This window comes from Streptomyces pratensis, from assembly GCF_037137275.1.
GTDB classification, from domain to species: domain Bacteria; phylum Actinomycetota; class Actinomycetes; order Streptomycetales; family Streptomycetaceae; genus Streptomyces; species Streptomyces pratensis_B.
This window is the reverse complement of the sequence record NZ_JBBBEN010000067.1, coordinates 12,763-36,779: the sequence shown is the minus strand read 5'-3', so window position 1 is coordinate 36,779 and position 24,017 is coordinate 12,763. Positions and strand designations below refer to the sequence as shown.

The window sequence follows — 24,017 nt, the reverse complement described above, 5'->3', positions numbered from 1 at the left end:
GCCCCGCCCGCACCGCCGCACCACCCGCCGAAGCCCCGAGGAGCCGTCATCGTGAGCACGCCCGAAGAGAATCCGCGCCCCACACCCGTGGACGTACCGCTGATCCGGGTCGGCGCGCCCGCGTCGTCCGCTCCGGCGGACGACGGCTGCGGCTGCGGCGACGGCTTCGCCCCCGACGCCCTGGAGTGCGGCCTGGACCCCGCGCTCGCCCTGCTGCTCGCGCAGGCGGGGCTGGACCCCGTCCAGGTCGAGGACGTCGCCCATGTGGCCATCGAGGAGGACCTCGACGGCGGCGTGGACGTCACGACCGTGGCGACCGTCCCGAAGGACGCCGTGACCACCGGCGACTTCACCGCCCGGGAGCCCGGTGTCGTGGCGGGGCTCCGGGTCGCGGAGGCGGTCCTGTCGATCGTCTGCACCGAGGAGTTCGAGGTCGAGCGGCACGTCGAGGACGGCGAGCGGGTCGTGGCCGGACAGAAGCTGCTGACCGTCACCACGCGCACCCGCGACCTGCTGACCGGGGAGCGCAGCGCGCTGAACCTGCTGTGCCGGCTCTCCGGCATCGCGACCGCCACCCGCGCGTGGGCGGACGTGCTGGAGGGCAGCAGGGCAGAGGTCCGCGACACCCGTAAGACGACGGCGGGCCTGCGCGCGCTGGAGAAGTACGCGGTGCGCTGCGGCGGCGGCGTCAACCACCGGATGTCGCTCGCCGACGCAGCCCTCGTCAAGGACAACCACGTGATCGCCGCGGGCGGAGTCGCCGAGGCCTTCAAGCGGGTCCGCGCCGCGTTCCCCGACGTGGCCGTGGAGGTGGAGGTCGACACGCTGGAACAGGTCCGCGAGGTGCTGGACGCGGGCGTCGACCTGATCCTGCTGGACAACTTCACCCCGGCCGAGACGGCCGAGGCGGTGGCCCTGGTCGACGGCCGGGCGATCCTGGAGTCCTCCGGCCGGCTCACCCTCGACTCGGCGCGCGCCTACGCGGACGCGGGCGTCGACTACCTCGCCGTCGGGGCCCTCACCCACTCCTCGCCGATCCTCGACATCGGCCTGGACTTCCGGGACGCCGGCGCCGACGGAGCCACGGGGGCCGACGTCTGATGCTCCTCACCATCGACGTCGGCAACACGCACACGGTCCTCGGCCTCTTCGACGGCGAGGAGATCGTCGAGCACTGGCGGATCTCCACCGACGCCCGCCGCACCGCCGACGAGCTGGCCGTCCTGCTCCAGGGCCTGATGGGCATGCACCCGCTGCTCGGCGTGGAGCTGGGCGACGGCATCGAGGGCATCGCGATCTGCGCCACCGTCCCCTCGGTCCTGCACGAGCTGCGCGAGGTCACCCGCCGCTACTACGGCGACGTCCCCGCCGTCCTGGTGGAGCCGGGCGTCAAGACCGGCGTGCCGGTGCTGATGGACCACCCGAAGGAGGTCGGAGCCGACCGCATCATCAACGCGGTCGCCGCCGTCGAGCTGTACGGCGGCCCGGCGATCGTCGTCGACTTCGGCACCGCCACCACGTTCGACGCGGTGTCCGCGCGCGGTGAGTACACGGGCGGGGTCATCGCCCCCGGCATCGAGATCTCGGTCGAGGCCCTGGGCGTCAAGGGCGCCCAGCTCCGCAAGATCGAGCTGGCCCGGCCGCGCAGCGTGATCGGCAAGAACACCGTCGAGGCGATGCAGTCCGGCATCGTCTACGGCTTCGCGGGCCAGGTCGACGGAGTGGTGGCCCGGATGAAGAAGGAACTGGCCGCCGACCCGGACGACGTCACGGTCATCGCGACGGGCGGCCTTGCTCCGATGGTGTTGGGGGAGTCCTCCGCGATCGACGAGCACGAGCCGTGGCTGACGCTCATCGGGCTGCGCCTGGTGTACGAGCGGAACGCCTCCCGCGCCTGAGTCTTCCCGCCCGGACGCCCGGCGCAGCTGCGGGAACGGCTGCCGCCGACGCCCCGGCGGCAGCAGTTCCCCCGTTTCGTCGCCGCGCCACCGACGACCAGTTAAACGGATTTTGTCCATTTAGCACGTATTGTCGCGTTATGCCCACGCCCTACGGTTCACGAGGCGGCATGGCGTTCAGCGCGGACGAGCTGCGGGTGCTCCGCCGTGCCCTGGCCATCGCCCTCCACCCCATGTCCCTGTCCGACGAGGACGTCCAGGACTGCCTGCGGCTCGCGGGCTCCGTGGACGAGGCGGTCGGCGAGGCGGGTCGGCTGCGAGCGTTCCTCCTCGCCGACCTCGCCCGCTACCGCGACGCCCTCCCCAGTTCCGTCACCGGCTACCTGGAGCTGCTCCAGGACGCCCTGGCGGCCGGGTACGACCCCCGCCCGGACGATCTGGCCGCCCTGCGGGCCCTGCGCGGCAGGCCGCTCGCCGCAGCGCTCCTGGAGCGCTGCCGGACGCTCGCGGAGCGTTCCGTACGGGCGCGGCTCGCCGGCCGCTCCGCCCCCCTCACGGCCCCCGGCCAGCGCGGCCGGCTGCTCGCGCTGACCGGCGGCCGGGCCGCCGGTCAGGAGCCGGAGCGGCCCGAGGCGCCGGCCCCTCCGGGCCGCCCCCCGGCGCCGGGCGACCGCCCGATGCCCAAGCCCTCCGAGGTCTTCCCGCCGCGCCGCCGCCCCGCACCGCCCCGGTCCCGGGAGTGGGCGGCAGGCTGACCCCCGCCCCGTACACCCGCACGGCCCGACGCGGCGGCCTCCATCGGGAGGTCGCCGCGTCGGGCCGTGCGGGGCTCGCTACTCTGGACGGCATGGACTACGTATCCGCGCTCGTGCCCCCCGTGGTGATGGCCGTCTTCTTCATCGGCCTCGTCGTGACGATCGTCAAGAGTCAGGGCGGTCCGAACAAGACGAAGGAGGACGCCGTCGTGGACGCGGCGCTCGCCCGCGCGGAATCCGCAAAGCAGACCGCTCGTCCGGAGAACGCCTGACGGCGACAGCGGCCCGCCCGCACACGCCCCCGGGCGCACGCCCTCGGACCAGGGCCCCAGGCGCCCCCTCGCGCGCACGCCCAGAGCGCACGGCTGATGAGAGCCGTGCGCTCTTTGGCTGTGTAAATACCCTGCCATTCGGGACATGGGCCACTAAAGTGATCCTGTGCCCCGCCCCTTGGGAGACCTGGAAGACGCCGTGATGACCCGCGTCTGGCAATGGAACCGACCGGTCACCGTGCGGGAAGTCCTTGAGGACCTCCAGCAGGAACGGTCCATCGCCTACACGACCGTGATGACGGTAATGGACAATCTCCATCAGAAGGGCTGGGTGCGCAGGGAAGTCGACGGCCGGGCCTATCGATATACCGCCGTCTCCACCAGGGCCGCCTACTCGGCCGCACTGATGAACGAAGCCTGGTCACGCAGTGACAACCCCGCCGCCGCGCTTGTCGCGTTCTTCGGCATGATGTCCCCCGAGCAGCGTGAAGCGCTGCAGGATGCCGTTCGCATGGTTTCCCCCGGCCCCGCCGACAAGGCCCCCGCGGGCCCCGCGGAACCGACCGCTTCGACGGCCGAAGGCGGACCCCCGGCCGATGACGCGGCGCCGGAGAGCGGGCGATAGCGTCGGGGCATGTCCTCAGAGCAGCCGCAAAGCGAGCCGGATACCGAACTCCATACCGACCCGTCGGTAAATAAGCCCGCCATCACCGTCCGGCGGGCCAGGACCAGTGATGTCGCCGACGTGCGCCGACTCCTCGACGGGTACGCCTCCGGAGGCATCCTGCTCGACAAAGCGACCGTCACTCTTTACGAGGACATCCAGGAGTTCTGGGTCGCCGAACGTGACGAGGACGCACGTGTCATCGGCTGCGGCGCACTTCATGTCATGTGGGAAGACCTGGCGGAAGTGCGGACCCTCGCGGTGGACCCGCGCAGCAAGGGCTCCGGAGTGGGGCACCGCCTGCTGGACAGGCTCTTGCAGACCGCGCGCAGGCTCGGTGTCCGCAGGGTTTTCTGCCTCACCTTCGAAGTGGACTTCTTCGCGAAGCACGGCTTCGTCGAGATCGGAGAGACGCCGGTGGACACCGATGTCTACAGTGAGCTGCTGCGTTCCTACGACGAGGGCGTCGCGGAGTTCCTCGGTCTCGAACGGGTGAAGCCGAACACCTTGGGCAACAGCCGCATGCTCCTGCACCTGTGATCCGCAGAAGGACCTGCAACCCTATGTCCGAATCGCGCATGTTTCCCGTCTTCTCGGGCTCCCGAACCCCTCCCGGGGGTTTGTGTTTTCCGAGGAAAAGCGGTTTCCTTTCCGCGTACTCCATTTTCGATGAAAGGAAATCCCGTGGCACAGAAGGTTCAGGTCCTTCTTGTCGATGACCTCGACGGCGTCGAGGCTGACGAGACCGTGACGTTCGCGCTTGACGGCAAGACGTACGAGATCGACCTCACCACGGCCAACGCGGACAAGCTTCGCGGCCTTCTCGAGCCCTACACCAAGGGTGGGCGTCGCACCGGCGGCCGCGCGGCCACGGGCCGCGGCAAGGGCCGCGCCGTGTCCGGCGGCAACAAGGACACCGCGGAAATCCGGCGGTGGGCGCGCGAGAACGGCCACAATGTGAATGACCGCGGCCGGGTTCCCGCCGAGATCCGCGAGGCCTACGAGAAGGCCAACGGCTGATCTGCCGCACCCCTTGTCAGCAGACCGGCGCGGGCGCGCGACAACCGGACCCGATGGCATTCGGTGGCCGCGGCGTCCACCAGGCGTACGAGATCGGGGGCATCCCCACCGCTGCTCCCGAAGCCCGTGAGGGCCGGCAGGGCCGACTCGGGCGCACGCCTCGGCTCTGGGGGCCGCAGCCACACAGCGGCCCCCGACGAGTCCCCCGCGCCGCCCGGCAGTGGGGGAGCGGAGACACGGCCCCCCGTGCCCAGGGCGGTCAGGTCCAGTGCGATCGGACCCCATTCCAGCCAGTCGAGCAGTCCCGGCAGCTCATCGGCCCCGCCCGCGGCGACCAGCAGCCCCATCCGCTCACCGCACAGCAGCACCGGCCCGGTCCGCACGCCGCGCCAAAGGACGGCGCGCCCCGCGTCGGCCGGCAGTTCCAGCACGTCGAAGCGCAGCCCGGTGAGCAGCCGCAGCGGATCGCGTCCCGCGGTGAACCAGCCCAGCTCGCGTTCGTACCGCAGGGCCAGAGCGGTCTCGGCGGAGCCGGGAGCGGCGCCGGGTGACGATCGGGGCGGCGGAACGGTGGGTGCCATGACCGAAGAACACCCGCACCACCCTGTGGGTTACGCAGAGCTTTCGGACCATCACACCGGGTCCGCGCCGTGGGGGCGCGCGAGGGCGTGCGGCGGCGCGAGGTTGTTCGCCCGTAGCGGAGGGAACCGGGGCGCGCCGCATGGACTGTCAGTGATTGCGGGTAAGACTTTCCTAGTGGGAAGGGGCGACGGGCTCGCCGAGGCGTCTCACGTTCGCCATCGGCGTACTGGCGAAAGGGATATCTGCCTGGCCTGCGGGAACATCGTCTCGCACCATCGGGTTGGAGCAGTAGTCAGCTGTTCGGCAGTAAGAATCCCCGCCGGTGCGGGGGTGATCCGGACGGATGTCGGCAGTTGGAACGAGCTGTCCCGTCCTGCGGGACTAGCATGCGGAAGGACTGGGAGGGGACCGACCCCTCACTGACCGACCGCTCTGAGGAGCGATTAACGATGTTCGAGAGGTTCACCGACCGCGCGCGGCGGGTTGTCGTCCTGGCTCAGGAAGAAGCCCGGATGCTCAACCACAACTACATCGGCACCGAGCACATCCTCCTGGGCCTGATCCACGAGGGTGAGGGTGTCGCCGCTAAGGCCCTGGAGAGCCTCGGGATTTCGCTCGAGGCGGTCCGCCAGCAGGTGGAGGAGATCATCGGGCAGGGGCAGCAGGCTCCTTCCGGGCACATCCCCTTCACCCCGCGAGCCAAGAAGGTCCTGGAGCTGTCGCTCCGCGAGGCCCTTCAGCTGGGCCACAACTACATCGGCACCGAGCACATCCTGCTCGGCCTGATCCGCGAGGGCGAGGGCGTCGCCGCCCAGGTCCTCGTGAAGCTGGGTGCCGACCTGAACCGGGTCCGGCAGCAGGTCATCCAGCTGCTTTCCGGCTATTCGGGCGGCAAGGAGGCGGCGACCGCAGGCGGTCCCGCGGAGGGCACGCCCTCCACCTCCCTGGTGCTCGACCAGTTCGGCCGGAATCTCACCCAGGCCGCTCGTGAGTCCAAGCTCGACCCGGTCATCGGGCGCGAGAAGGAGATCGAGCGGGTCATGCAGGTGCTGTCCCGCCGGACCAAGAACAACCCGGTCCTCATCGGCGAGCCCGGCGTCGGCAAGACGGCGGTCGTCGAGGGCCTGGCCCAGGCGATCGTCAAGGGCGAGGTGCCCGAGACCCTCAAGGACAAGCACCTCTACACCCTGGACCTCGGCGCCCTGGTCGCCGGCTCCCGGTACCGGGGTGACTTCGAGGAGCGCCTGAAAAAGGTCCTCAAGGAGATCCGCACCCGCGGCGACATCATCCTGTTCATCGACGAGCTCCACACGCTCGTCGGCGCGGGCGCCGCGGAAGGCGCCATCGACGCGGCCTCGATCCTGAAGCCCATGCTGGCGCGGGGCGAGCTCCAGACCATCGGCGCCACCACGCTCGACGAGTACCGCAAGCACCTGGAGAAGGACGCCGCTCTCGAGCGCCGCTTCCAGCCCATCCAGGTCGCGGAGCCGTCGCTGCCGCACACCATCGAGATCCTCAAGGGCCTGCGCGACCGTTACGAGGCCCACCACCGGGTCTCCATCACGGACGAGGCGCTGGTCCAGGCCGCGACCCTGGCCGACCGGTACATCTCGGACCGCTTCCTGCCGGACAAGGCGATCGACCTGATCGACGAGGCCGGTTCCCGGATGCGCATCCGCCGGATGACCGCGCCGCCGGACCTCCGTGAGTTCGACGAGAAGATCGCGGGCGTCCGCCGCGACAAGGAGTCGGCCATCGACTCCCAGGACTTCGAGAAGGCAGCCTCCCTCCGCGACAAGGAGAAGCAGCTGCTGGCGGCGAAGGCCAAGCGCGAGAAGGAGTGGAAGGCCGGCGACATGGACGTCGTCGCCGAGGTCGACGGCGAGCTCATCGCCGAGGTCCTGGCGACGGCCACCGGCATCCCGGTCTTCAAGCTGACGGAGGAGGAGTCCTCCCGTCTGCTGCGCATGGAGGACGAGCTCCACAAGCGCGTCATCGGGCAGAAGGACGCCATCAAGGCCCTCTCGCAGGCGATCCGCCGTACGCGAGCCGGCCTGAAGGACCCGAAGCGCCCCGGTGGCTCGTTCATCTTCGCCGGCCCGTCCGGCGTCGGTAAGACGGAGCTGTCCAAGACGCTCGCCGAATTCCTCTTCGGCGACGAGGACGCGCTGATCTCCCTCGACATGTCGGAGTTCAGCGAGAAGCACACGGTCTCCCGCCTCTTCGGTTCGCCCCCCGGTTACGTGGGCTACGAGGAGGGCGGACAGCTCACCGAGAAGGTGCGCCGCAAGCCGTTCTCCGTCGTCCTCTTCGACGAGGTCGAGAAGGCTCACCCCGATATCTTCAATTCCCTGCTCCAGATTCTGGAGGACGGTCGCCTGACCGACTCCCAGGGCCGGGTGGTGGACTTCAAGAACACGGTCATCATCATGACGACCAACCTCGGGACCCGGGACATCTCCAAGGGCTTCAACCTGGGCTTCGCGGCCCAGGGCGACGTCAAGACGAACTACGAGCGGATGAAGGTCAAGGTCAACGAAGAGCTCAAGCAGCACTTCCGGCCGGAATTCCTCAACCGTGTCGACGACACGGTCGTCTTCCACCAGCTGACCGAGGAAGACATCATCCAGATCGTCGACCTCATGCTCGCCAAGGTGGACGAGCGCCTCCGGGACCGCGACATGGGCATCGAGCTGAGCTCCGAGGCCAAGTCGCTCCTGGCGAAGAAGGGCTATGACCCCGTGATGGGCGCCCGGCCGCTGCGCCGGACGATCCAGCGGCAGATCGAGGACATCCTCTCGGAGAAGATCCTCTTCGGCGAGCTGCGTCCCGGTCACATCGTGGTCGTGGGCACCGAGGGCGAGGGTGACGAGCAGACGTTCACCTTCCGCGGCGAGGAGAAGTCGGCGCTGCCCGACGTCCCGCCGATCGAGCAGGCGGCAGGCGGCGCCGGCCCGAACCTGACGAAGGACGTGTAACACGCCGAAGGACGTGTAACACGCGTCCAGGGTGTGAGCCCGAGCTGAGGGGCTGCCCCGGAACCGGTATCCGTACCGGTCCGGGGCAGCCCCTTTCCCGTGGGCCCTTCTGCGCGGGTCAGTAGCTGTGGAGGGAGAGCCGGTCGCCCAGTTCCTCCGCGCCGAGGAGCGCCCGGTGCTCCTGCCCGTGGACCTCCACCGCGATCCCCGGCCAGTCGTGCAGCGGGGTGAGGTCCAGCCTCCCGGTGTGGTCAGAGGCCCGGAGGGAGAGACAGCGGATCTCCGGGAAGAGGGGGCGGAGCAGCGACAGGTCCCGGCCGTCAGCCGGGGACGGCACCGTCAGGTTCTCGATGGAGGGGACGGGCGGCGCGCCGCCGGGCCCGCTGGACCAGGGGAAGGACCGGAACTCGATCTCACCGACCCGTGCGTGCGCGCGCAGTTCGGTGAGCGCCCCGTCGAGGTCGCTGAGCCCGGACACCTCCAGGGACGCCAGCGACGACCAGGCGCCGAGCCCCTTCAGCACGAGAGGGCGGTCGCCCGCCAGGCCGAGATGGGTGACCCCGGGGTGAGCGGGGAGGCGGCTCAGCCCGTCCTCCGGGAGGTTCACCAGGTCCAGCAGGCCCAGGCCGCCGGGCAGGTCCGCGAGCTGTTCCCAGCGGGCGGGCGGCACGTGCGCGAGGTCCAGGAACAGCGAGTGCAGCGCGCTGAACCGCGCGAGCGGCCGCCAGTCCCTGATGCCGGGGCAGTCCTCGATGGACAGCACGCCCAGGCTGTCGCGTACGGGGAAGAGGCAGGAGAGGTCGGTGAGCAGCCGGTTCTCGGTGATGTAGAGGTGCTCCAGCCGTTTGCCTTCCAGAGCCGCCCTGATCTCCGACTCCGGCAGGTCCTCGCTCAGGGACAGGTCCCGGACGGACGGGAGACGCCGCACGGCCCCGAGCCGCTCGCGATCACTGATCGTCAACAGGACCGTGGAGAGGTCGCAGTGGATCAGAACCTCGGTGGCGTACGGGCCGGCGGGGAAGTTCTCCCAGGTGTGGATGAACGCGCGGTCGACGTGGGGGTGGGCGAGGACCCAGGCGCGGGCGTGGGGCAGGGCCTCGCGTCCACCGATCTCGGCGATCAGGTCCGCCGTGTGCCCGACCGCGGGGTCGTCGTACGCCAGGCTCTCCGGATCGGGGAGGCCCTCCAGCGCGGCCGCTCCCAGCCGCGCCACCGGCTTGATCCGGAAGGAGTCCCTCAACGGGGACAGCAGCGCCGTGTTCCGCCGGACCCGTTCCCGAACCCGGTCCTCCAGCCATGCCGCGTGCTGCGAGCACAGGGCCGCCAGGACGTGGAGGTCGACGCGCTGCATCGAGCCGTCCTCGTGCTCCAGGCCCGCGTCGAGCAACCCTTCCACCAGCGCGCCGAGTTCGCGCCGCCCGCAGTGTCCGGCCGCCAGCAGGACCACGTCCTGCCAGGACTCCTCTTGCGCGTGGAGCAGCAGTTCGTTGAGGTGCTCGTCCTCGACGAGCTCCTTCGCGGCGAGGTAGTCCTGGAACGTCCGGTGGACGAACTGGTAGGCGGTGTCGGTGTGTTCCTGGAGCAGTCCGCTGCGGTTGAGCAGGTGGGCCAGGATCTTCTCGGGCGGCCCCTGGGCCCGCACCCGCTCCATCCCCGCCAGTCCGCGGCCCAGTTGCCGCAGCGCCTGGTCGCGGGTGAACTCCGACTGGCCCTCGCGGACCAGCCAGACGGCGATGCGCTGGAGGAGCTGCGTGTGCTCCTCGATGTCCAGCTCCACACCCTCGGGGTCCTGGATACGGCGGCGGCGGTCGCGGTGGCCGAGGAGCATCTCCAGGGCCGAGCGGTACAGCTTCCATCGGGTCTCCGGGAGGAGGCCGTCACGGCGGCGGTGCAGGGCGCAGATCACCGCGCAGAGCAGCGGCGTACGGGCCAGGTCGCGGAGCGTGGGGTTCTGCTCGAACTGCCGGGAGAGGTCGCGTTCCAGTTCGTCCAGCCGCCCGGCGTCGTCCTCCTGGGAGGGCCGGACCGCCCGGTGCCAGGAGGCCACGAAGGCCTGGATGTCCTCGTTCCGCATCGGCAGCAGCCGCAGCTCTTCGAACCCCTCGGAGCGCAGCCAGTCCGGCTCGACGGCGAGCGGCCGTACGGTGACGACGCACCGGGTCTCCGGGTAGCGGCTCAGTAGCCGGCAGAGCCAGTCGTGGGCCTGCTCGCGCTCCTGCGGCGGCACCTCGTCCAGGCCGTCCACCAGCAGCAGCGCTCGGCCGGACTCCAGGACCCGGCCCGCCCACCCCTCCGGGGCCGTGTCGATCACCAGCCCGGCCGCGCCCGACAGCCCGGTCGGCCCCGGGAACGCGCCGCCCCTCGCCCGCAGGGTGCGCAGGGGCACGACGAAGGGGACCAGGCCGTTGAGCGGGGCCAGGTCGCCGCTCAGGGTCCGGGCCGAGGCGTGGGCGGCCAGCCACCACAGCAGCGTCGTCTTGCCCGCGCCGGCCTCACCGCGCAGCAGGACCCGCGGACGGTCGCTGAGGAGGGCGTCGATGCGCCGGGGGAGGGGCGGAGCGGATTCCGCGGACCGGGCCGCAGGGGTCTGTGCGCGGGCCTCCAGGCTGAGGTAGGCGGTGTCCAGGTCCCATTCGGCGTCGTGCCTGCTCAGCTCGTCCAGCCCGAAGATCTTCGTACGCCGGTACGCGACCTCCAGCGCCTGGGCGTACTCCGTCTCGTACCGCAGGTCCCTCGGGAAGCTGCCGTGGACGCGTTCTCGGCGCAGGGCGACGCCGGTCCGTTCGTAGACGTGGCGGAAGGGCTGTGCCGCGAGGAGCGGGGTGAGCGGGACGCACTCGACCCGGCGGCCGTCGCGCTGCCGGGGTATCTGCCGGGCGACGCCCAGGAGGACGTCCCCCATGAAGACCGGCCCGCCGGAGAGCCCGGACAGGGCCGCCGACTCGTCGTCCCGGTGCGCGGCGGGCGGTCCGTCGAGGTCGCAGACCAGCAGGTCCCGGACCTGCCCGGCCAGCGGCAGGACCGTCGCCGTGTACTGGTCCGCCTCCAGGCGCTGGTCGGGGCCGTAGCGCTGGACGCGGGGGAAACCGGTGATCTCGCACCCCGGTATCGCCTGCCGGGTGTCCACCACGCCGAGCCGCGCGGGCGGCACCGGCCGCACCGGTGCGTCGGCCTGGAGGAGGGCCACGTCCAGGCGGTCGTCGATCCAGGCGACCGCGGCCGGGGTCCGGTCCCCGGAGGCAGGGTGGGCCACGTGGACCGCTCCGGTCCGCACGACGTGGGCGCAGGTCAGGACCAGCAGGTCGGTGAGCAGGACGCCGCTGCCCTGGAGGGCGCCGAAGACGGCCACTGTGCGGTCGGCGGGGTGGACGGCGGACGGACCCGGGACGCGTGCGGAGGGCCGGGACGGCTCCCCCGGGCCTCCGGGGGCCGCCGGGCCCGGCGGGACACTCGCTCTCACGGACGTGCGTCCCTGCCGCCGAGGCCGGGCGCGGAGCCCTCCGCGTCGCCGAAGCCGTACGCCGAGCTCTCCCCGAAGCCGGCCGTGGAGCCGTCGTTCTCCGTTCCGATCTCCCACGCCTCGCCCGTCGCCGCGCTGCGCGGGGTCAGGGTGAAGGCCACCTTGTGCGTGCGGCCCGTCGCGAGGGAGGCGTCCGCACCGGCCTCGACCACCCAGGCCTTCACCTTGCCGCCCGCCTTGGCCTCCCGCCGCAGCTCCAGGGTGAACTCCATCTGGATGTCCCCCACGGCGAAGGCGACGGGGTGGTCCAAGGCGCGGGTCGCCGCGTCGATGAGCTGGTCGCGGATGGAGGCGACGGCATCGGCGAGCTCGATGCCGTCCAGGGCGTGGGTGTTCTCGGCCGTCATGGTGTCCCCCCGGGGTGTGGCGCCGCTTTCCCGTCAGCGTAGTGAGGCGGCGGGCCGAAGGTCCCGAAACGGACGGACCGAGGTCCCACCGGCGGTGACAAGGCGCACAGCCCGAAACAGCCCTACTAGCCGCGCTAGGAGGAAGCGCCCGGAGCGGCCGCGGGACCTTCGGCCCGGCGCGGGCAGGTCCTTCCGCCGAGGCGGGCGGTAAGGCCGTATCGCGGGACTGTGTCCGGAAAAGTGCCCGTGGAGCAGGGCCTAAACCTGTTCCGCGCGAAGGATCGCGAGAGCGTTCCGGGTGCCCGAAAAGGGGCAACTGCGACGAATTCCCCCAGGGCGAAATACGGCTTTTCTTCGTAGATGGGGTGTTTGAGCACCGATGGGGGTGCGGGTTACCAAGGTGGAGCAAGCCCGGACAGCACGCCGGGTCCACTCACCTTCGGAGGACTTCCCCGTATGTCGAAGCGCGCAACGAACCAGCTCTCCATCCGCCCGTCCGTCTCCCGTGTCCGCAACGCCGTCGTGGCCACCGGCCTGGGAACGTCGCTGGTTCTGGGGGCAGGCGCGGCGTTCGCGTCCGGCGGCGCCGACACCGCCGTTCTCGCCGCAGGCACCACCGCCGACTCGGTCGCCCAGCAGGCGACCGCGCAGAGCAAGGCCGCGGAGGCGGCCGCCGAGAAGGCCGCCACCGCGAAGAAGAAGGCCGAGGCCGCGAAGAAGGCCGCGAAGAAGAAGGCCGCCTCCTGGACGGCCCCGGTCGAGAAGTACACCCTGAGCGCCAGCTACGGCACCGGCGGCGCCCGCTGGGCCGCCAAGCACTCCGGCCAGGACTTCGCCGTGCCGGTCGGCACCAAGGTCGAGGCCGCCCACGCCGGCACCGTCGTGAAGGCAGGCCCGAACGGCGCCGGTGACGGCCCCGCCTACGGCAACGCCGTCGTGATCAAGCACGCCAACGGCAAGTACTCGCAGTACGCGCACCTGTCGAAGATCAATGTGAAGGCCGGCCAGAGCGTCAAGACGGGCCAGAAGATCGCCCTGTCCGGCAACACGGGCAACTCCAGCGGTCCGCACCTGCACTTCGAGATCCGCACCACCCCGAACTACGGCTCGGCGATGAACCCGGCCGCGTTCCTCCGCTCGGTGCACGTCTCCATCTGATCCGTCTGACGTACCCGCGCTGACGCGCCGGGGACCGGCGCGCCCAGCACAACCGAAGAGAGTCAGTGGACCCGTTGCACCCCGGTACCCGGGGCGTGCGCCCGGGTCACCCGACCGACGGCGACGTCGAGGACAGCCTCACGGCTTCCCCTCGTACGTCGCCGTCGGCGTCTGCGGTGGCGTGTCCCCGCCCCGCCGGCTCAGCCGGAGGGCGCCTGCCGCCGGTCCGGCATCCGCAGCACCGGGAAGCTCCCCGTCGTCGTCGGCGCGTGCTCCGGCAGCCACAGCACCGCGATCGCCCCGCCCGTGCCCTCCGCCGTGCCCGCGGGCCCCGCGTTCCGGAACGTCAGCCGGGCCCCCAGCACCCTGGCCTGGCCAGCCGCGATCGTCAGGCCCAGCCCGTGCCCGTGCCCGGCCCGGTCCACGCTGCCGGTACGGAAGCGGCTCGGCCCGTCCCGCAGCAGCTCCTCCGGAAAGCCCCGGCCGTGGTCGCGAACCCGCACCACCCGGCCCTCGACCGTGACCTCCACCGGGGTGGAGCCGTGCTTGGCAGCGTTGCCGAGCAGGTTGCCGAGGATGCGCTCCAGCCGGCGCGGATCGGTGGAGACCCACGACTCGTGCACCACCCGCACGGTCACGTCCGGGTCCAGCAGCCCGATCCGGCGGCTGACGAACTCGCCGAGCGGCAGCTCCTGGAGCTCCGCCCGCTCCGAGGCGCTGTCCAGCCTCGCCACCTCCAGCACGTCCTCGACCAGTGTCCGCATCGCCTGGGCCCGGTCCCGGACCAGCTCGGTGGGGCGGCCGGGCGGCAGCAGTTCGGCCGCGGTGAGCAGGCCCGTGACCGGGGTGCGCAGTTCATGGGCGATGTCCGCGGTGACCCGGCGCTCCGCCTCGATCCGCTCGTTCAGCGCGTCGGTCAGCGCGTCGACCGCCCGTGCCAGCTCGTCGGTCTCGTCGCGGACGACCCCGCCGACGGCCTCGCGGACCCGCACGTCGGTCTGCCCCTGGGCGACCCGGCCCGCCGCGGCCGCGGCCTTGCGCAGCCGGCGCGAGAGCTGGCCGCCGATCAGGACGCCGAGGGCGCAACCGCCGAAGACCACCGAGACCGAGCCGATGAGCAGCGCCCGGTCCAGATCGTCCATGATCGTGGCGGAGCGGTCCGCGAACCGGGTGTGCAGCGAGAGCACGTCCCCGTTGGCCAGCGGGACCGCCGCCCAGACGTCGGGGACCCCGTCGGCGGACGCCGTCACATGGGTGGCCCGGCGGTTCTTGCGGACCTCCTCGCGCAGGCTCGGCGGTATCGCCGGGTCGTTGAGCTTGGCGCCGAACTTCGGCCCGCCCTTCTGCATGGTCGTCGCCTCGTAGAACCGCTGGGCGCCCAGCAGCCGCTCCAGCTGCACCTCGCGGGCGTTCTCGATCATGGACACGCGGGCCGCGTTGTGCACCACGAGGCTCAGCGCCACGGCGACGAGCGCGCCGACCGCCGCGATGGCGATGCTGATCTTCCAGCGGACACCGGTCCGCAGGGCCGGTGGCTTCATGCGCGCAGCTTGTAGCCGAAGCCGCGGACCGTCTCGATCCGGTCCTGGCCGATCTTGGCGCGCAGCCGCTGGACGTGCACGTCCACCACCCGGGTGTCGCCGCCCCAGCCGTAGTCCCACACCCGCTCCAGGAGCTTGTCGCGGGAGAGGACGGTGCCCGGCGCGGACGAGAACTCCAGCAGCAGCCGCATCTCGGTGGGCGTCAGCGCCACCTGCTGGCCGTCGCGCCGGACCTCCATGCCGTCGGTGTCGACCTCCAGATCACCGAAGGCGAGGACCCCGCCGGGCGCCCCGCCCTCTCCCCGCGTACCCCGGTGCCGCTGCCCGCCGTCCGCCCCGGCCGCGTGGCCGAAGCGGCGCAGCACCGCCCGGATGCGGGCCACCAGGACCGCGCTGTCGAAGGGCTTGGTGACGTAGTCGTCCGCCCCGGCCTCCAGGCCCAGGACCACGTCGATCGAGTCGGCCCGCGCCGACAGCATGATCACGGGTACGGTCGACTCGTCCCGGATGCGCCGGCACAGGCTCACCCCGTCCAGGCCCGGCACCATGACGTCGAGCAGGGCGATGTCAGGCCGGTCGGCCCGGAAGGCCTCCAGGCCCGCAAGGCCGTCGGGCATGGCGGTGACCGCGAAGCCGACCCGCTCCAGGGCGAGCTGGGTGGCCTCGCGGATGACGTCGTCGTCCTCGACGAAGAGGACGTGGGTCTCGGCCATGGAGCTGCTTCTCGCTTTCAGTTCCTGCTCGGTTCCGCCGACTCGGCCGGCTCCACCGGTTCCGGCTGCACCGGCAGCTCACCGTCCGTGCCCTCGACCGCACGGCTGAAGTCGTTGTGCACCCGGTCGTGCTCGCTGAAGCGGCCGTCGGCCCAACGGTAGGTGACCACCTCGGAGCCGGACGGGTAGGCGAGCGGGTCCTTGGAGCCGTAGACCTGGGTCGTGACCACGAGGTCGCCCCGGTCGATGGTCCCGTAGACGGCGGGCACCTCGACGGCGAAGACGTTCTCGTAGGCGCCGCCCTCGCCCGCCCGGTACACGTACGTCCCGATGCCCACCGAGTCGGCGCAGCTCATCACGTTGACCACGACGTCGGTGGCCCGGCCTCCGGTGAGCGATCCGTAGGAGGTGTCCACCGGGTAGGCGTCTCCGGCGCAGGGCCGCAGCGCGGACCGGACCCGCTCGCCCACCTTCGGGTCGCCCTTGAGGAGCGCCACCGCGTTGACCCGCTTGGTGGCCGGGGCCGTGCCCGAGGGAGTGGCCTGCGGCGTGATCCGGGCGACCGGCCGGCTCACGGCCGGCCCCTCGTCCCGGGTGCCGGTGCCGCCGGTGGAGCAGCCGGCGCCGAACAGCCCGAAGGCGACGAGGCCGGCCAGGGCCGTGCCGCTCGCCGCCACGCCGGTCCGCAGTCCGCGGCTCCGGCCGGATCTTTCCGAGGTGTCGCCGCCCCGGGCGTCGCCGCCCTCCCCGCTCCCGCCGCGGGGGGAGCCGTCGCCGGAGCCCGGCCCGCTCTCCTCGCCGACGCCGTCGCCGCTGCTGTCCGTCAGGCCGCGCACCGCTCCCGCCCCCGCTCGTCGTGGCGCCTGTTCCGCTGCGCCGGTATGTGGGGCCGCGCCCCGGAAACCGCCGTGACCGTCGTCGGCCGGGCGGGGACCCGCGCGGAGGGGGCCGGCGGCGCCGTGCGGTGGTCCCCGGTCTCCCGGGCGACCGCCTCGCGGCTGTCCAGCTCGCGGCGCTCCAGCTCCTGGCGCAGGCGCGCCAGAGCCCGGTGCAGCGTGCTCTTGACCGTACCGGCGGACATGCCGAGCGCCGCCGCCGTCTCTTCCGTGCTCATCTGCTCCCAGTGTCGCAGGACGACGACACTGCGCTGCTTGGGAGCCAGGATGCCCAGGACGTCCATCAGCAGGGCGCGGTCGGCGCGCTGCTCGCTGCCGTCCTCGACGCTCGCGTCGGGCAGCTGCTCGGTCGGCACCTCTTCGAGCTTGCGGGCCCGCCACCACTCGGTGCGGGTGTTGATCATGACCCGGCGCAGATAGGCGTCGGCGAGGGACTTGTCCGCGATGCCGTCCCAGCGGCCGTACGTCCGCGCCAGCGCGGTCTGGAGCAGGTCCTGCGCGTCCACCGGGTCGGGCACCAGACGGCGTGCGCTGCGGAGCAGGGCCTCCTGCCGTGTGCGTACGTAATCCTCGAACGCGAGCACCTCGCCCTGCGCCATGACAACCGCCTCCATCCCCGTGTACCGCTGGGCCGCGAGGTCTCGCGCGGCCAGGGTGCCCTGCTGTCGAAGACGCTACGGAGGCGTTGTCACGGCGATGTGCGGAGCAGCCGTACACCGGTGCACGGCTGTCCATCGGTTGTGTAACAGCACCGGGCGGGCGGGGGAGCGGTGCTGCCGGACGGCGGGGAGGGGGCGCGGGTCAGGTCATCGGCAGCCGGTACCTGCCGTCGGCCAGCGGCTCGACCAGCCCGTCGGCGACCAGCCCGTCCAGCGCGCGGGCCCGCTGCACGGGCTCCTGCCACACCGCGTCCAGGGCAGCCTGCGGCACCGGGTCCGCCGCGTCCCGCAGCACGGCCAGCAGCCTCCCGCGCACCTGCCGGTCGGTGCCGGCGTACGTCTGGCCCTTGCGCGCGGGCCCCTGGTGCGCGGGCTTGCCGGCCAGCCGCCATGCGCACTGCGAGACGATCGGGCACTGGTCGCAGCTCTCGTTGCGCGCGGTGCACACCAGCGCGCCCAGCTCCATCGTGGCCGCCGCCCAGCGGGCCGCCCGCTCGTCCTCGTCGGGGAGCAGCGCCCGCGCGAGCTTGCGCTCGGCGGCCGTGGTGGCGTTCGGCGGGTACTGGATGCCGGACGCGGCGCGGGCGAACACCCGGCGGACGTTCGTGTCGAGCACCGCGTGCCGCTGGCCGTACGCGAAGGAGGCGACGGCCGCCGCCGTGTACTCGCCGATGCCGGGCAGCGCCAGCAGCTGGGCGTGCTCGCTCGGCACGTCGCCGCCGTGCCGTTCCGTTATCGCCTGCGCGGCCCCGTGCAGGCGCAGTGCGCGGCGCGGGTAGCCGAGCCGGCCCCAGGCGCGCACCGCTTCGCCGGGCGCCTCTGCGGCCAGGTCGGCGGGGCGGGGCCAGCGGGCGAGCCACTGTTCGTAGACCGGGAGGACCCGGCTCACCGGGGTCTGCTGCAGCATGAACTCGCTGACCATCACGCCCCAGGCGCCCGCTTCGGGGCGGCGCCAGGGGAGATCGCGGGCGTGCTGCTCGAACCACCCGATGACGGGGGAGTGGAGGGAGGCGGCGGGGGGCGTCTGTGTCGAAGTCATAGCAGTCATCGCACCTGAGATCCTGGCACGGAAGGGCGGGCGGCGGAGACGGGCACGGGGGTGTCGGCCCGCGCGGCGGGCCGCAGGGCGACAACGCCACCCGTTCTGTCCCCTGTGCCCCGACCTCCGTGATGATGATCGGCAGAACTTGTGCCCGGAGTGGCGGCTGCGGCCTGGGGCGGCACGGATCTCTCGTAGAGTTCGGGGCGTGGGATCTATGCGCAGTCCGGTCGGTCCGCTCCCCTCCAGCATCTACTGGCGACGGAGGGCGGTGGCGGCGCTTCTGGTTGCGCTGCTCGCCGCGCTGATCGCCTGGGCGGTCACCTCCCTGGGCGCCGGCGGGAGCGGCGACGACGGCAAGCCCGGCGGCTCCGAGCCGGTCAGGTCGATCGACCCCGGCCCGTCGGGCTCCGGTCCCGCCATCACCGGGCAGCCCGGCGGACGCGACGAGTCCGGCGAGGACGGCGGCAGCGGCGACGGCTCCGGCGACGCTGCCGGGAACGGCTCGGGCAGCGGCTCAGGGAACGGCTCCGGCGACGGCGACACCGGTGCGAGCGACGGCGCCGCGTCCGACGGGGCGTCAAGCGACGCGGCTGGCGCGGCAGGTGCGGGCGACAGCGGCGGCGGCACGGCCGGCCGGCAGGTCCCGGCCGGTTCCCCGCTCCCGGACTGCAAGCCCGGCGCGGTGCGGCTGAGCCTGCGCACGGAGGTCAGTTACGGCCCCGACGACAGGCCGGAGTTCGAGCTGGTCGCCACGAACACCTCCTCCGCCACCTGCAAGGCCGATCTCGGCCCGAAGAGCGTCGTCCTCACGGTCACCGAGGCCGGCGGCGACGACAACGAGGAGATCTGGTCCTCGAAGGACTGCCCCGCCGCACCGGGCCCGCTGTTCCTGCGGATTCCGGCCGACGCCACGGTGGTGCACACCGTCGACTGGAACCGGACCCTCTCCACGCCCGGCTGCGCGACCCCCTCGGCCGGGAAGGCCGGCCCCGGTACGTATCTCCTGGAGGCGAAGGCGCCCGGACTCCCGGTCCAGCGGGCGTCGTTCGTCCTCGCCAGGGACTGACCGGGAGGGCCCCTCCCGACGGGCGGCACGCGAAGAGGGCGCCCCCTCGGACGCCCTCTTGGCCGGCGGCCCGGCGGCCCGCCGGGTGGGTCAGGCCCTACACGTACCGCTCCAGGATGGAGGACTCCGCCAGCCGCGAGAGCCCCTCCCGCACACTGCGCGCCCGCGCCTCCCCGACGCCGTCCACGGTCTGGAGGTCGTCCACGCTCGCGGCCAGCAGCTTCTGCAGGCCGCCGAAGTGCTCCACCAGCCGCTCGATGATGGCGCCCGGCAGCCGCGGCACCTTCGCCAGCAGCCGGAACCCGCGCGGGGACACCGCCGAGTCCAGCGTCTCGGGCGAGCCGCTGTACCCCAGCGCCCGCGCCACCACGGCCAGCTCCAGCAGCTCCGTGTGGCTCAGCGCGTCCAGCTCGGTCAGCGCCTCGGCCACCGTGCGCGACCGCTTCGCCGTCGGCTCGGGCACATAGTCCCGGACCACCAGCTCACGCTCCGGCTCCACCCCCGCGATCAGCTCGTCCAGCTGGAGGGAGAGCAGACGTCCGTCGGTGCCCAGCTCGACCACGTACTCCGCGATCTCGGTCGCGATCCGCCGCACCATCTCCAGCCGCTGGGCCACCGCCGTCACGTCCCGGACGGTGACCAGGTCCTCGATCTCCAGCGCGGACAGCGTGCCCGCCACCTCGTCGAGGCGCAGCTTGTACCGCTCCAGCGTCGCGAGCGCCTGGTTGGCCCGGGACAGGATCGCGGAGGACTCCTCCAGGACCCGCCGCTCCCCGTGCACGTACAGCGCGATCAGCCGCATCGACTGCGAGACCGAGACGACGGGGAAGCCGCACGCCTTGGACACCCGGTCCGCCGTGCGGTGGCGGGTGCCCGTCTCCTCCGTGGGGATCGAGGCGTCCGGGACCAGCTGCACGCCGGCCCGCAGAATCTTGGTCATGTCCTTGTCGAGGATCAGCGCTCCGTCGAGCTTGCACAGCTCGCGCAGCCGCGTCGCCGTGAACTCCACGTCCAGCACGAATCCGCCGGTGCACATCGATTCGACGGTCTTGTCCATGCCCAGGACGATCAGCCCGCCGGTGTTGCCGCGGAGAATGCGCTCCAGGCCGTCCCGCAGGGCCATACCGGGCGCGACCGCGCTCAGCGAGGCGCGCATCAGCGCCTCGTTACCCGTGCCTTGGCCGGACTTTCCGGACGTCGTCGCCCGGTCGTTGGCTGCCACTGCACTCCTCCGGTCACAGGTTGCGGTGCCCTTGCTCCCCCATGCGTGTCCACGGGCGGGGCGAGACCAGGGCAAAGTCTACCGGCGCGTGTCGTCCTCCTGTGGTGCCTCCTGACGGGAGCGGCGCGGGAGGACCCGCAGAGCGTCGCCCATGTCGGCGACTTCCGTGACCTTCATACCGGCCGGGACCCGCCCCGGGTCGGTCGGGACCAGGGCGTGGGTGAAGCCCAGCCGGTGGGCCTCTGCCAGCCTGCGCTGCACCCCCGTGACCCTTCTGACCTCGCCCGCGAGCCCCACCTCGCCGATCGCGACCAGGTTCTTCGGGAGCGGGGTGTCGCTGGCGGCACTGGCCAGCGCGAGGGCGATCGCCAGGTCCGCCGCGGGCTCGGTCAGCTTCACGCCGCCGACGGTCGCGCTGTAGATGTCGCGCTTGCCGAGGGCGCTGATCCGGCCGCGCTGTTCCAGGACGGCGAGCATCATCGACACCCGGGACGTCTCCAGACCGGAGGTCGTGCGCCGGGGCGAGGGGATCTGCGAGTCGACGGTGAGCGCCTGCACCTCGGCGACCAACGGGCGCTTGCCCTCCAGGGTGACCGTCAGACAGGTGCCCGGCACCGCCACGTCGCGCCGGGTCAGGAAGAGGCCCGAGGGGTCGGCGAGACCGGTGATGCCCTCGTCGTGCAGCTCGAAGCAGCCGACCTCGTCGGTCGCCCCGTAACGGTTCTTGACGCCGCGCACCAGGCGCAGCCGGGCATGGCGGTCGCCCTCGAAGGAGAGCACCACGTCGACCAGGTGCTCCAGCAGCCGGGGCCCGGCGATCGCGCCGTCCTTCGTGACGTGGCCGACCAGCAGCGTGGCCATCCCACGCTCCTTGGACGCCCGGATCAGCGCTCCGGCCACCTCCCGGACCTGGGCCATCCCGCCGGGGGCTCCGTCGATCTCCGGCGAGGCGACCGTCTGCACCGAGTCCAGCACGAGCAGGGACGGCTTGACCGCGTCCAGGTGACCGAGGACCGCGGACAGGTCGGTCTCCGCCGCGAGGTAGAGGTGGTCGTTGATCGAGCCGATCCGGTCGGCCCGCAGCCGGACCTGGCTCGCGGACTCCTCCGCGGTCACATACAGCGTGCGGTGGTCGTCGCTCGCCGCCTTGGCCGCCACGTCCAGCAGCAGCGTCGACTTGCCGACGCCCGGCTCGCCGGCCAGCAGGACGACCGCGCCGGGCACCAGCCCGCCGCCGAGCACCCGGTCCAGCTCACTGACCCCGGTCGATCTGGCGGTGGCCGTCCGGCCGTCGACCTGGCCGATCGGCAGCGCGGCCGCGGAGACCCGGCCGGCCGCGGTGGTGCGGACGGCGGGGGCGCCGCCGAACTCCTCGACCGTCCCCCAGGCCTGGCACTCGGGGCAGCGGCCCAGCCATTTGGCGGTCGTCCAGCCGCACTCGGTGCAGCGGTAGGACGGACGGTCCTTCGCGGATTTCGTACGGGCAGCCATGGCGTCACCGTATAGGCGGGGTACGACAGCGCCGCCCGCGCCGTCCCCTCCACCCGCGCACACGGCGGCGGTGGGGGCTTGAGCGGAGGGGCGCACGGGGGTACTTCGGCCCGAATCCGTTCCCCCTGTCCTCTTTCGAGGGATAGCTTCACCCGTAAGGATTAAATGTGTTCAAGAGGTGCTAAGGCCGTCCGCTCCCCTGCTTACGGTCGCCGGGTGACGAGCAGCAGGTTGGAGACCCCGACGCACACCACCGGCGCACACCGGGCGCACCGCCGAGCCCCCCACGCCGCGGCACAGCGGACCCCCGCACGTTACGAGCCGTATCTCGACGGACTGTTCACCTACTGCCTCTCCGTGCTCTGCGACCACGACGCGGCCACAGAGGCGCTCGGCGCGGTCCTGGCGATCGCGGACCGGCAGGACGCCCGGTGCCCCGCGGCAGAGGAGGAACGTCAATCCTGGCTGTACGCGCTGGCCCGGTGGACCTGCCTGCGCGCCCTCGCGGAGCGCGGCCGCGGCCGCCGGGCGCACCGGCAGCCGACCGGAACGGCCAAGCCGACCGGAACGGCCGAGCCGCCGCGCTCGGCCCAGGCCTCCGACGGGGCCGAGACGTTCCCGCCGCCCGGCCCGCGGGGGGCGCACGCGCCCCGGCGTACACCGGAGCGCGCCCGGGCCGCCGCCCCGCCCGCGCCCACCGTCCCCGCCACCCCCGAGGACGCCGTCGTCCCCGCCCCCGCCGAGACCCCGGCCGCAGAGGCGCGCCGCCGTGAGCTGGCCCAGCTCGCCTGGCCCGAGGCCGCGGGCACCACCCCCGAGCAGCGGGAGGCGCTCGAACTGGCCGTGCGCCACCGGCTCACCCCGCGCGCCGTCGCCTCCGTGCTCGGCCTGGAGCCGCTCACCGCCCGCGAGCTGCTGGCCGCCGCGGCCTGCGAGGTGGAGCGCACCCGTGCGGCCCTCGCCGTCGTCGAGACCGGGGGCTGCCCCGCCGTCGCCCGGCTCACCGGCGACCACCGGGTGCGGCTCTCCGCCGCGCTGCGCCGCGAGATCGTCCGGCACGTCGACGACTGCCCCCGGTGCCGGCGCGCCGCCGAACGGGCCGACGCCGCGGGCCCCTGGCCCGGGGCCGCCCTGGCCCCGGCCTGCGCGCTGCCGGTCGTCGAGGCCCCCAGGCCCTCCGTGTACGTCGCGATGGTCCAGGCCCAGCGGTCCCGGTCGGGCGGCCCGCGGTTCGACCGCACCGGCTACCCGCTGGACCCCAAGGACCACGCCGCCCGCCGGGACCGGCTGCGCGCCCGGCTCGTGACGACCACGGTGGTCGCGACCGTGGTCGCCGCCCCGGTGATCGCCCTGTGGGCCGCGTACAGAGGAGCGCCGCAGACCGGCGAGGGCCACGAGGGGACCTCGGTCACCGCCACCGAGACAGAGGACGGCGCGGGCGGAAGGAGCGGCGACCCCCACGCCCCGTACGAGAACACGGGCAACGCCCGCCCCGGCGGCCGGCACGGCGTCCGCGTCCCGGACGTCACGGCCGAGGTCGTCAGCGCCGGCGGCGCCCGGCAGGACGGAGCGCGGCTGAGGGTCACCGCGCGGACCGCCGGAGCGCTCACGGCGATCACGCTGACCGCGTCCGGGCGGTCTCCGGTCCGCTGGGCGGCGTCGGCGGACGCGCCGTGGCTGCGGTTCAGCCGGACGTCCGGCACGCTCGCGGCCGGGCAGAGCACCACGATCGATGTCTCGGTGATCCGCGCGGCGCAGCCGGAGGGGCTGTGGCGCGCCCGGATCACGATGGCCCCCTCCGGCTCCGCCGTGATCATCGACGGCTACGGCGCGCCGTCCCCGACGCCTCCCGGCCTGCGCCCCGCCCGCCCCGCGCCCGGCCCGCCCCGCCCAGCGGAACCGGGCCCCACGGACCCCGGCCCCACCGACCCGACCCCGACCGAGCCCGGCCCCGGCCCCACGGGCCCCGGCCCGGACCCGACCGGCCCCGCCGACCCGACGGAGCCGCCCGCGCCGACCGACCCGCCCGGGCCCACGCCCACCGTCCCGGCGCCCGAACCGCCGGAGCCGACCGGCCCGGCCCCCACGGACCCGGGCCCGACCGGTACGGCCCCTTCCGACCCGGGGCCGGCGGGCTGACCGACGCGGCGGCTCGGGGCCACCGCCCCGCGCCCCGCGGCTTGAGCCCCGCGC

At 72.9% G+C, this 24,017-nt stretch carries 21 protein-coding genes; 11 read left to right on the top strand and 10 right to left on the bottom strand.

All coding sequences use genetic code 11. From position 1 onward, the window contains the following. The first annotated feature begins 51 nt into the window (after positions 1–51). The 7 genes from nadC to V9U70_RS06415 all read left to right on the top strand — a co-directional run bounded on the left by nadC (position 52) and on the right by V9U70_RS06415 (position 4,609). Complete coding sequence (gene nadC / locus V9U70_RS06445; protein ID WP_336673491.1) at positions 52–1,101, top strand: carboxylating nicotinate-nucleotide diphosphorylase; 1,050 nt, start codon at positions 52–54, stop codon at positions 1,099–1,101. Then, positions 1,101–1,898, top strand: coding sequence for a type III pantothenate kinase (locus tag V9U70_RS06440; RefSeq protein WP_336673490.1), 798 nt, complete (start codon positions 1,101–1,103; stop codon positions 1,896–1,898). The genes nadC and V9U70_RS06440 overlap by 1 nt, the downstream gene beginning before the upstream one ends. Before the next feature lie 170 nt (positions 1,899–2,068). Then, a complete protein-coding gene (locus V9U70_RS06435; protein WP_336673546.1) occupies positions 2,069–2,653 on the top strand; it encodes a hypothetical protein in 585 nt (194 codons plus the stop codon). Between the two features lie 92 nt (positions 2,654–2,745). Further along, a complete protein-coding gene (locus V9U70_RS06430) occupies positions 2,746–2,925 on the top strand; it encodes a hypothetical protein (RefSeq protein ID WP_336673489.1) in 180 nt (59 codons plus the stop codon). A 166-nt stretch (positions 2,926–3,091) separates the two neighbouring features. Then, positions 3,092–3,550: a BlaI/MecI/CopY family transcriptional regulator gene (locus tag V9U70_RS06425; protein ID WP_336673488.1), complete on the top strand. Its 459-nt coding sequence runs from the start codon at positions 3,092–3,094 to the stop codon at positions 3,548–3,550. Between the two features lie 9 nt (positions 3,551–3,559). Beyond that, positions 3,560–4,129, top strand: a complete 570-nt coding sequence (locus tag V9U70_RS06420) for an amino-acid N-acetyltransferase (RefSeq protein ID WP_336673487.1) — start codon at positions 3,560–3,562, stop codon at positions 4,127–4,129. Positions 4,130–4,273: 144 nt separating this feature from the next. After that, positions 4,274–4,609 carry a histone-like nucleoid-structuring protein Lsr2 gene (locus V9U70_RS06415; RefSeq protein WP_018489329.1) on the top strand — a complete coding sequence of 112 codons (336 nt, stop codon included), beginning with the start codon at positions 4,274–4,276 and terminating at the stop codon, positions 4,607–4,609. Here the strand turns inward: V9U70_RS06415 and V9U70_RS06410 are convergent. Further along, positions 4,588–5,190: an SCO3374 family protein gene (locus V9U70_RS06410; protein WP_336673486.1), complete on the bottom strand. Its 603-nt coding sequence runs from the start codon at positions 5,188–5,190 to the stop codon at positions 4,588–4,590. The genes V9U70_RS06415 and V9U70_RS06410 overlap by 22 nt on opposite strands. A 450-nt stretch (positions 5,191–5,640) precedes the next feature. Here V9U70_RS06410 and V9U70_RS06405 point away from each other — a divergent pair, with 450 nt between their 5' ends. Next, the gene (locus tag V9U70_RS06405) at positions 5,641–8,169 is read left to right on the top strand and encodes an ATP-dependent Clp protease ATP-binding subunit (RefSeq protein ID WP_336673485.1); all 2,529 of its coding nucleotides are present in this window, start codon (positions 5,641–5,643) and stop codon (positions 8,167–8,169) included. Between the two features lie 118 nt (positions 8,170–8,287). On the opposite strand, the gene V9U70_RS06400 is transcribed toward V9U70_RS06405, so the two are convergent. Both V9U70_RS06400 and V9U70_RS06395 read right to left on the bottom strand, forming a co-directional pair. Further along, entirely contained in the window at positions 8,288–11,518 is a 3,231-nt protein-coding gene (locus tag V9U70_RS06400; RefSeq protein ID WP_419723946.1) for an NACHT domain-containing protein, read from the bottom strand. A gap of 107 nt (positions 11,519–11,625) precedes the next feature. Next, entirely contained in the window at positions 11,626–12,036 is a 411-nt protein-coding gene (locus V9U70_RS06395) for a trypco2 family protein (RefSeq protein WP_336673483.1), read from the bottom strand. A gap of 456 nt (positions 12,037–12,492) precedes the next feature. Between V9U70_RS06395 and V9U70_RS06390 the strand changes: the two genes are divergently transcribed. After that, positions 12,493–13,194 (top strand): M23 family metallopeptidase, encoded by a 702-nt coding sequence (locus tag V9U70_RS06390; protein WP_336673482.1) that lies wholly within the window; start codon positions 12,493–12,495, stop codon positions 13,192–13,194. Positions 13,195–13,394: 200 nt separating this feature from the next. On the opposite strand, the gene cseC is transcribed toward V9U70_RS06390, so the two are convergent. From cseC to V9U70_RS06365, 5 genes are all read right to left on the bottom strand, one after another. Continuing rightward, positions 13,395–14,735 carry a two-component system sensor histidine kinase CseC gene (cseC, locus tag V9U70_RS06385; protein ID WP_336673481.1) on the bottom strand — a complete coding sequence of 447 codons (1,341 nt, stop codon included), beginning with the start codon at positions 14,733–14,735 and terminating at the stop codon, positions 13,395–13,397. After that, entirely contained in the window at positions 14,732–15,448 is a 717-nt protein-coding gene (gene cseB / locus V9U70_RS06380; protein ID WP_336673480.1) for a two-component system response regulator CseB, read from the bottom strand. Before cseB ends, cseC begins: the two co-directional genes overlap by 4 nt. 17 nt (positions 15,449–15,465) lie before the next feature. Continuing rightward, complete coding sequence (locus tag V9U70_RS06375; RefSeq protein WP_336673545.1) at positions 15,466–16,125, bottom strand: hypothetical protein; 660 nt, start codon at positions 16,123–16,125, stop codon at positions 15,466–15,468. A 146-nt stretch (positions 16,126–16,271) separates the two neighbouring features. Continuing rightward, positions 16,272–16,943 carry a SigE family RNA polymerase sigma factor gene (locus V9U70_RS06370; protein WP_336673479.1) on the bottom strand — a complete coding sequence of 224 codons (672 nt, stop codon included), beginning with the start codon at positions 16,941–16,943 and terminating at the stop codon, positions 16,272–16,274. A gap of 202 nt (positions 16,944–17,145) precedes the next feature. Continuing rightward, on the bottom strand, positions 17,146–18,051 hold the full coding sequence (locus tag V9U70_RS06365) for an HhH-GPD family protein (protein ID WP_336673478.1): 906 nt from the start codon (positions 18,049–18,051) through the stop codon (positions 17,146–17,148). Between the two features lie 208 nt (positions 18,052–18,259). On the opposite strand from V9U70_RS06365, the gene V9U70_RS06360 reads away from it, so the two are divergent. Further along, positions 18,260–19,111 carry a hypothetical protein gene (locus tag V9U70_RS06360; protein ID WP_336673544.1) on the top strand — a complete coding sequence of 284 codons (852 nt, stop codon included), beginning with the start codon at positions 18,260–18,262 and terminating at the stop codon, positions 19,109–19,111. 97 nt (positions 19,112–19,208) lie between these two features. On the opposite strand, the gene disA is transcribed toward V9U70_RS06360, so the two are convergent. Both disA and radA read right to left on the bottom strand, forming a co-directional pair. Further along, entirely contained in the window at positions 19,209–20,333 is a 1,125-nt protein-coding gene (disA, locus tag V9U70_RS06355) for a DNA integrity scanning diadenylate cyclase DisA (protein ID WP_336673477.1), read from the bottom strand. Between the two features lie 78 nt (positions 20,334–20,411). Further along, positions 20,412–21,824 carry a DNA repair protein RadA gene (radA, locus tag V9U70_RS06350; RefSeq protein ID WP_336673476.1) on the bottom strand — a complete coding sequence of 471 codons (1,413 nt, stop codon included), beginning with the start codon at positions 21,822–21,824 and terminating at the stop codon, positions 20,412–20,414. A 216-nt stretch (positions 21,825–22,040) separates the two neighbouring features. Here radA and V9U70_RS06345 point away from each other — a divergent pair, with 216 nt between their 5' ends. Further along, entirely contained in the window at positions 22,041–23,963 is a 1,923-nt protein-coding gene (locus V9U70_RS06345) for a hypothetical protein (protein ID WP_419723945.1), read from the top strand. Positions 23,964–24,017: the final 54 nt, after the last annotated feature.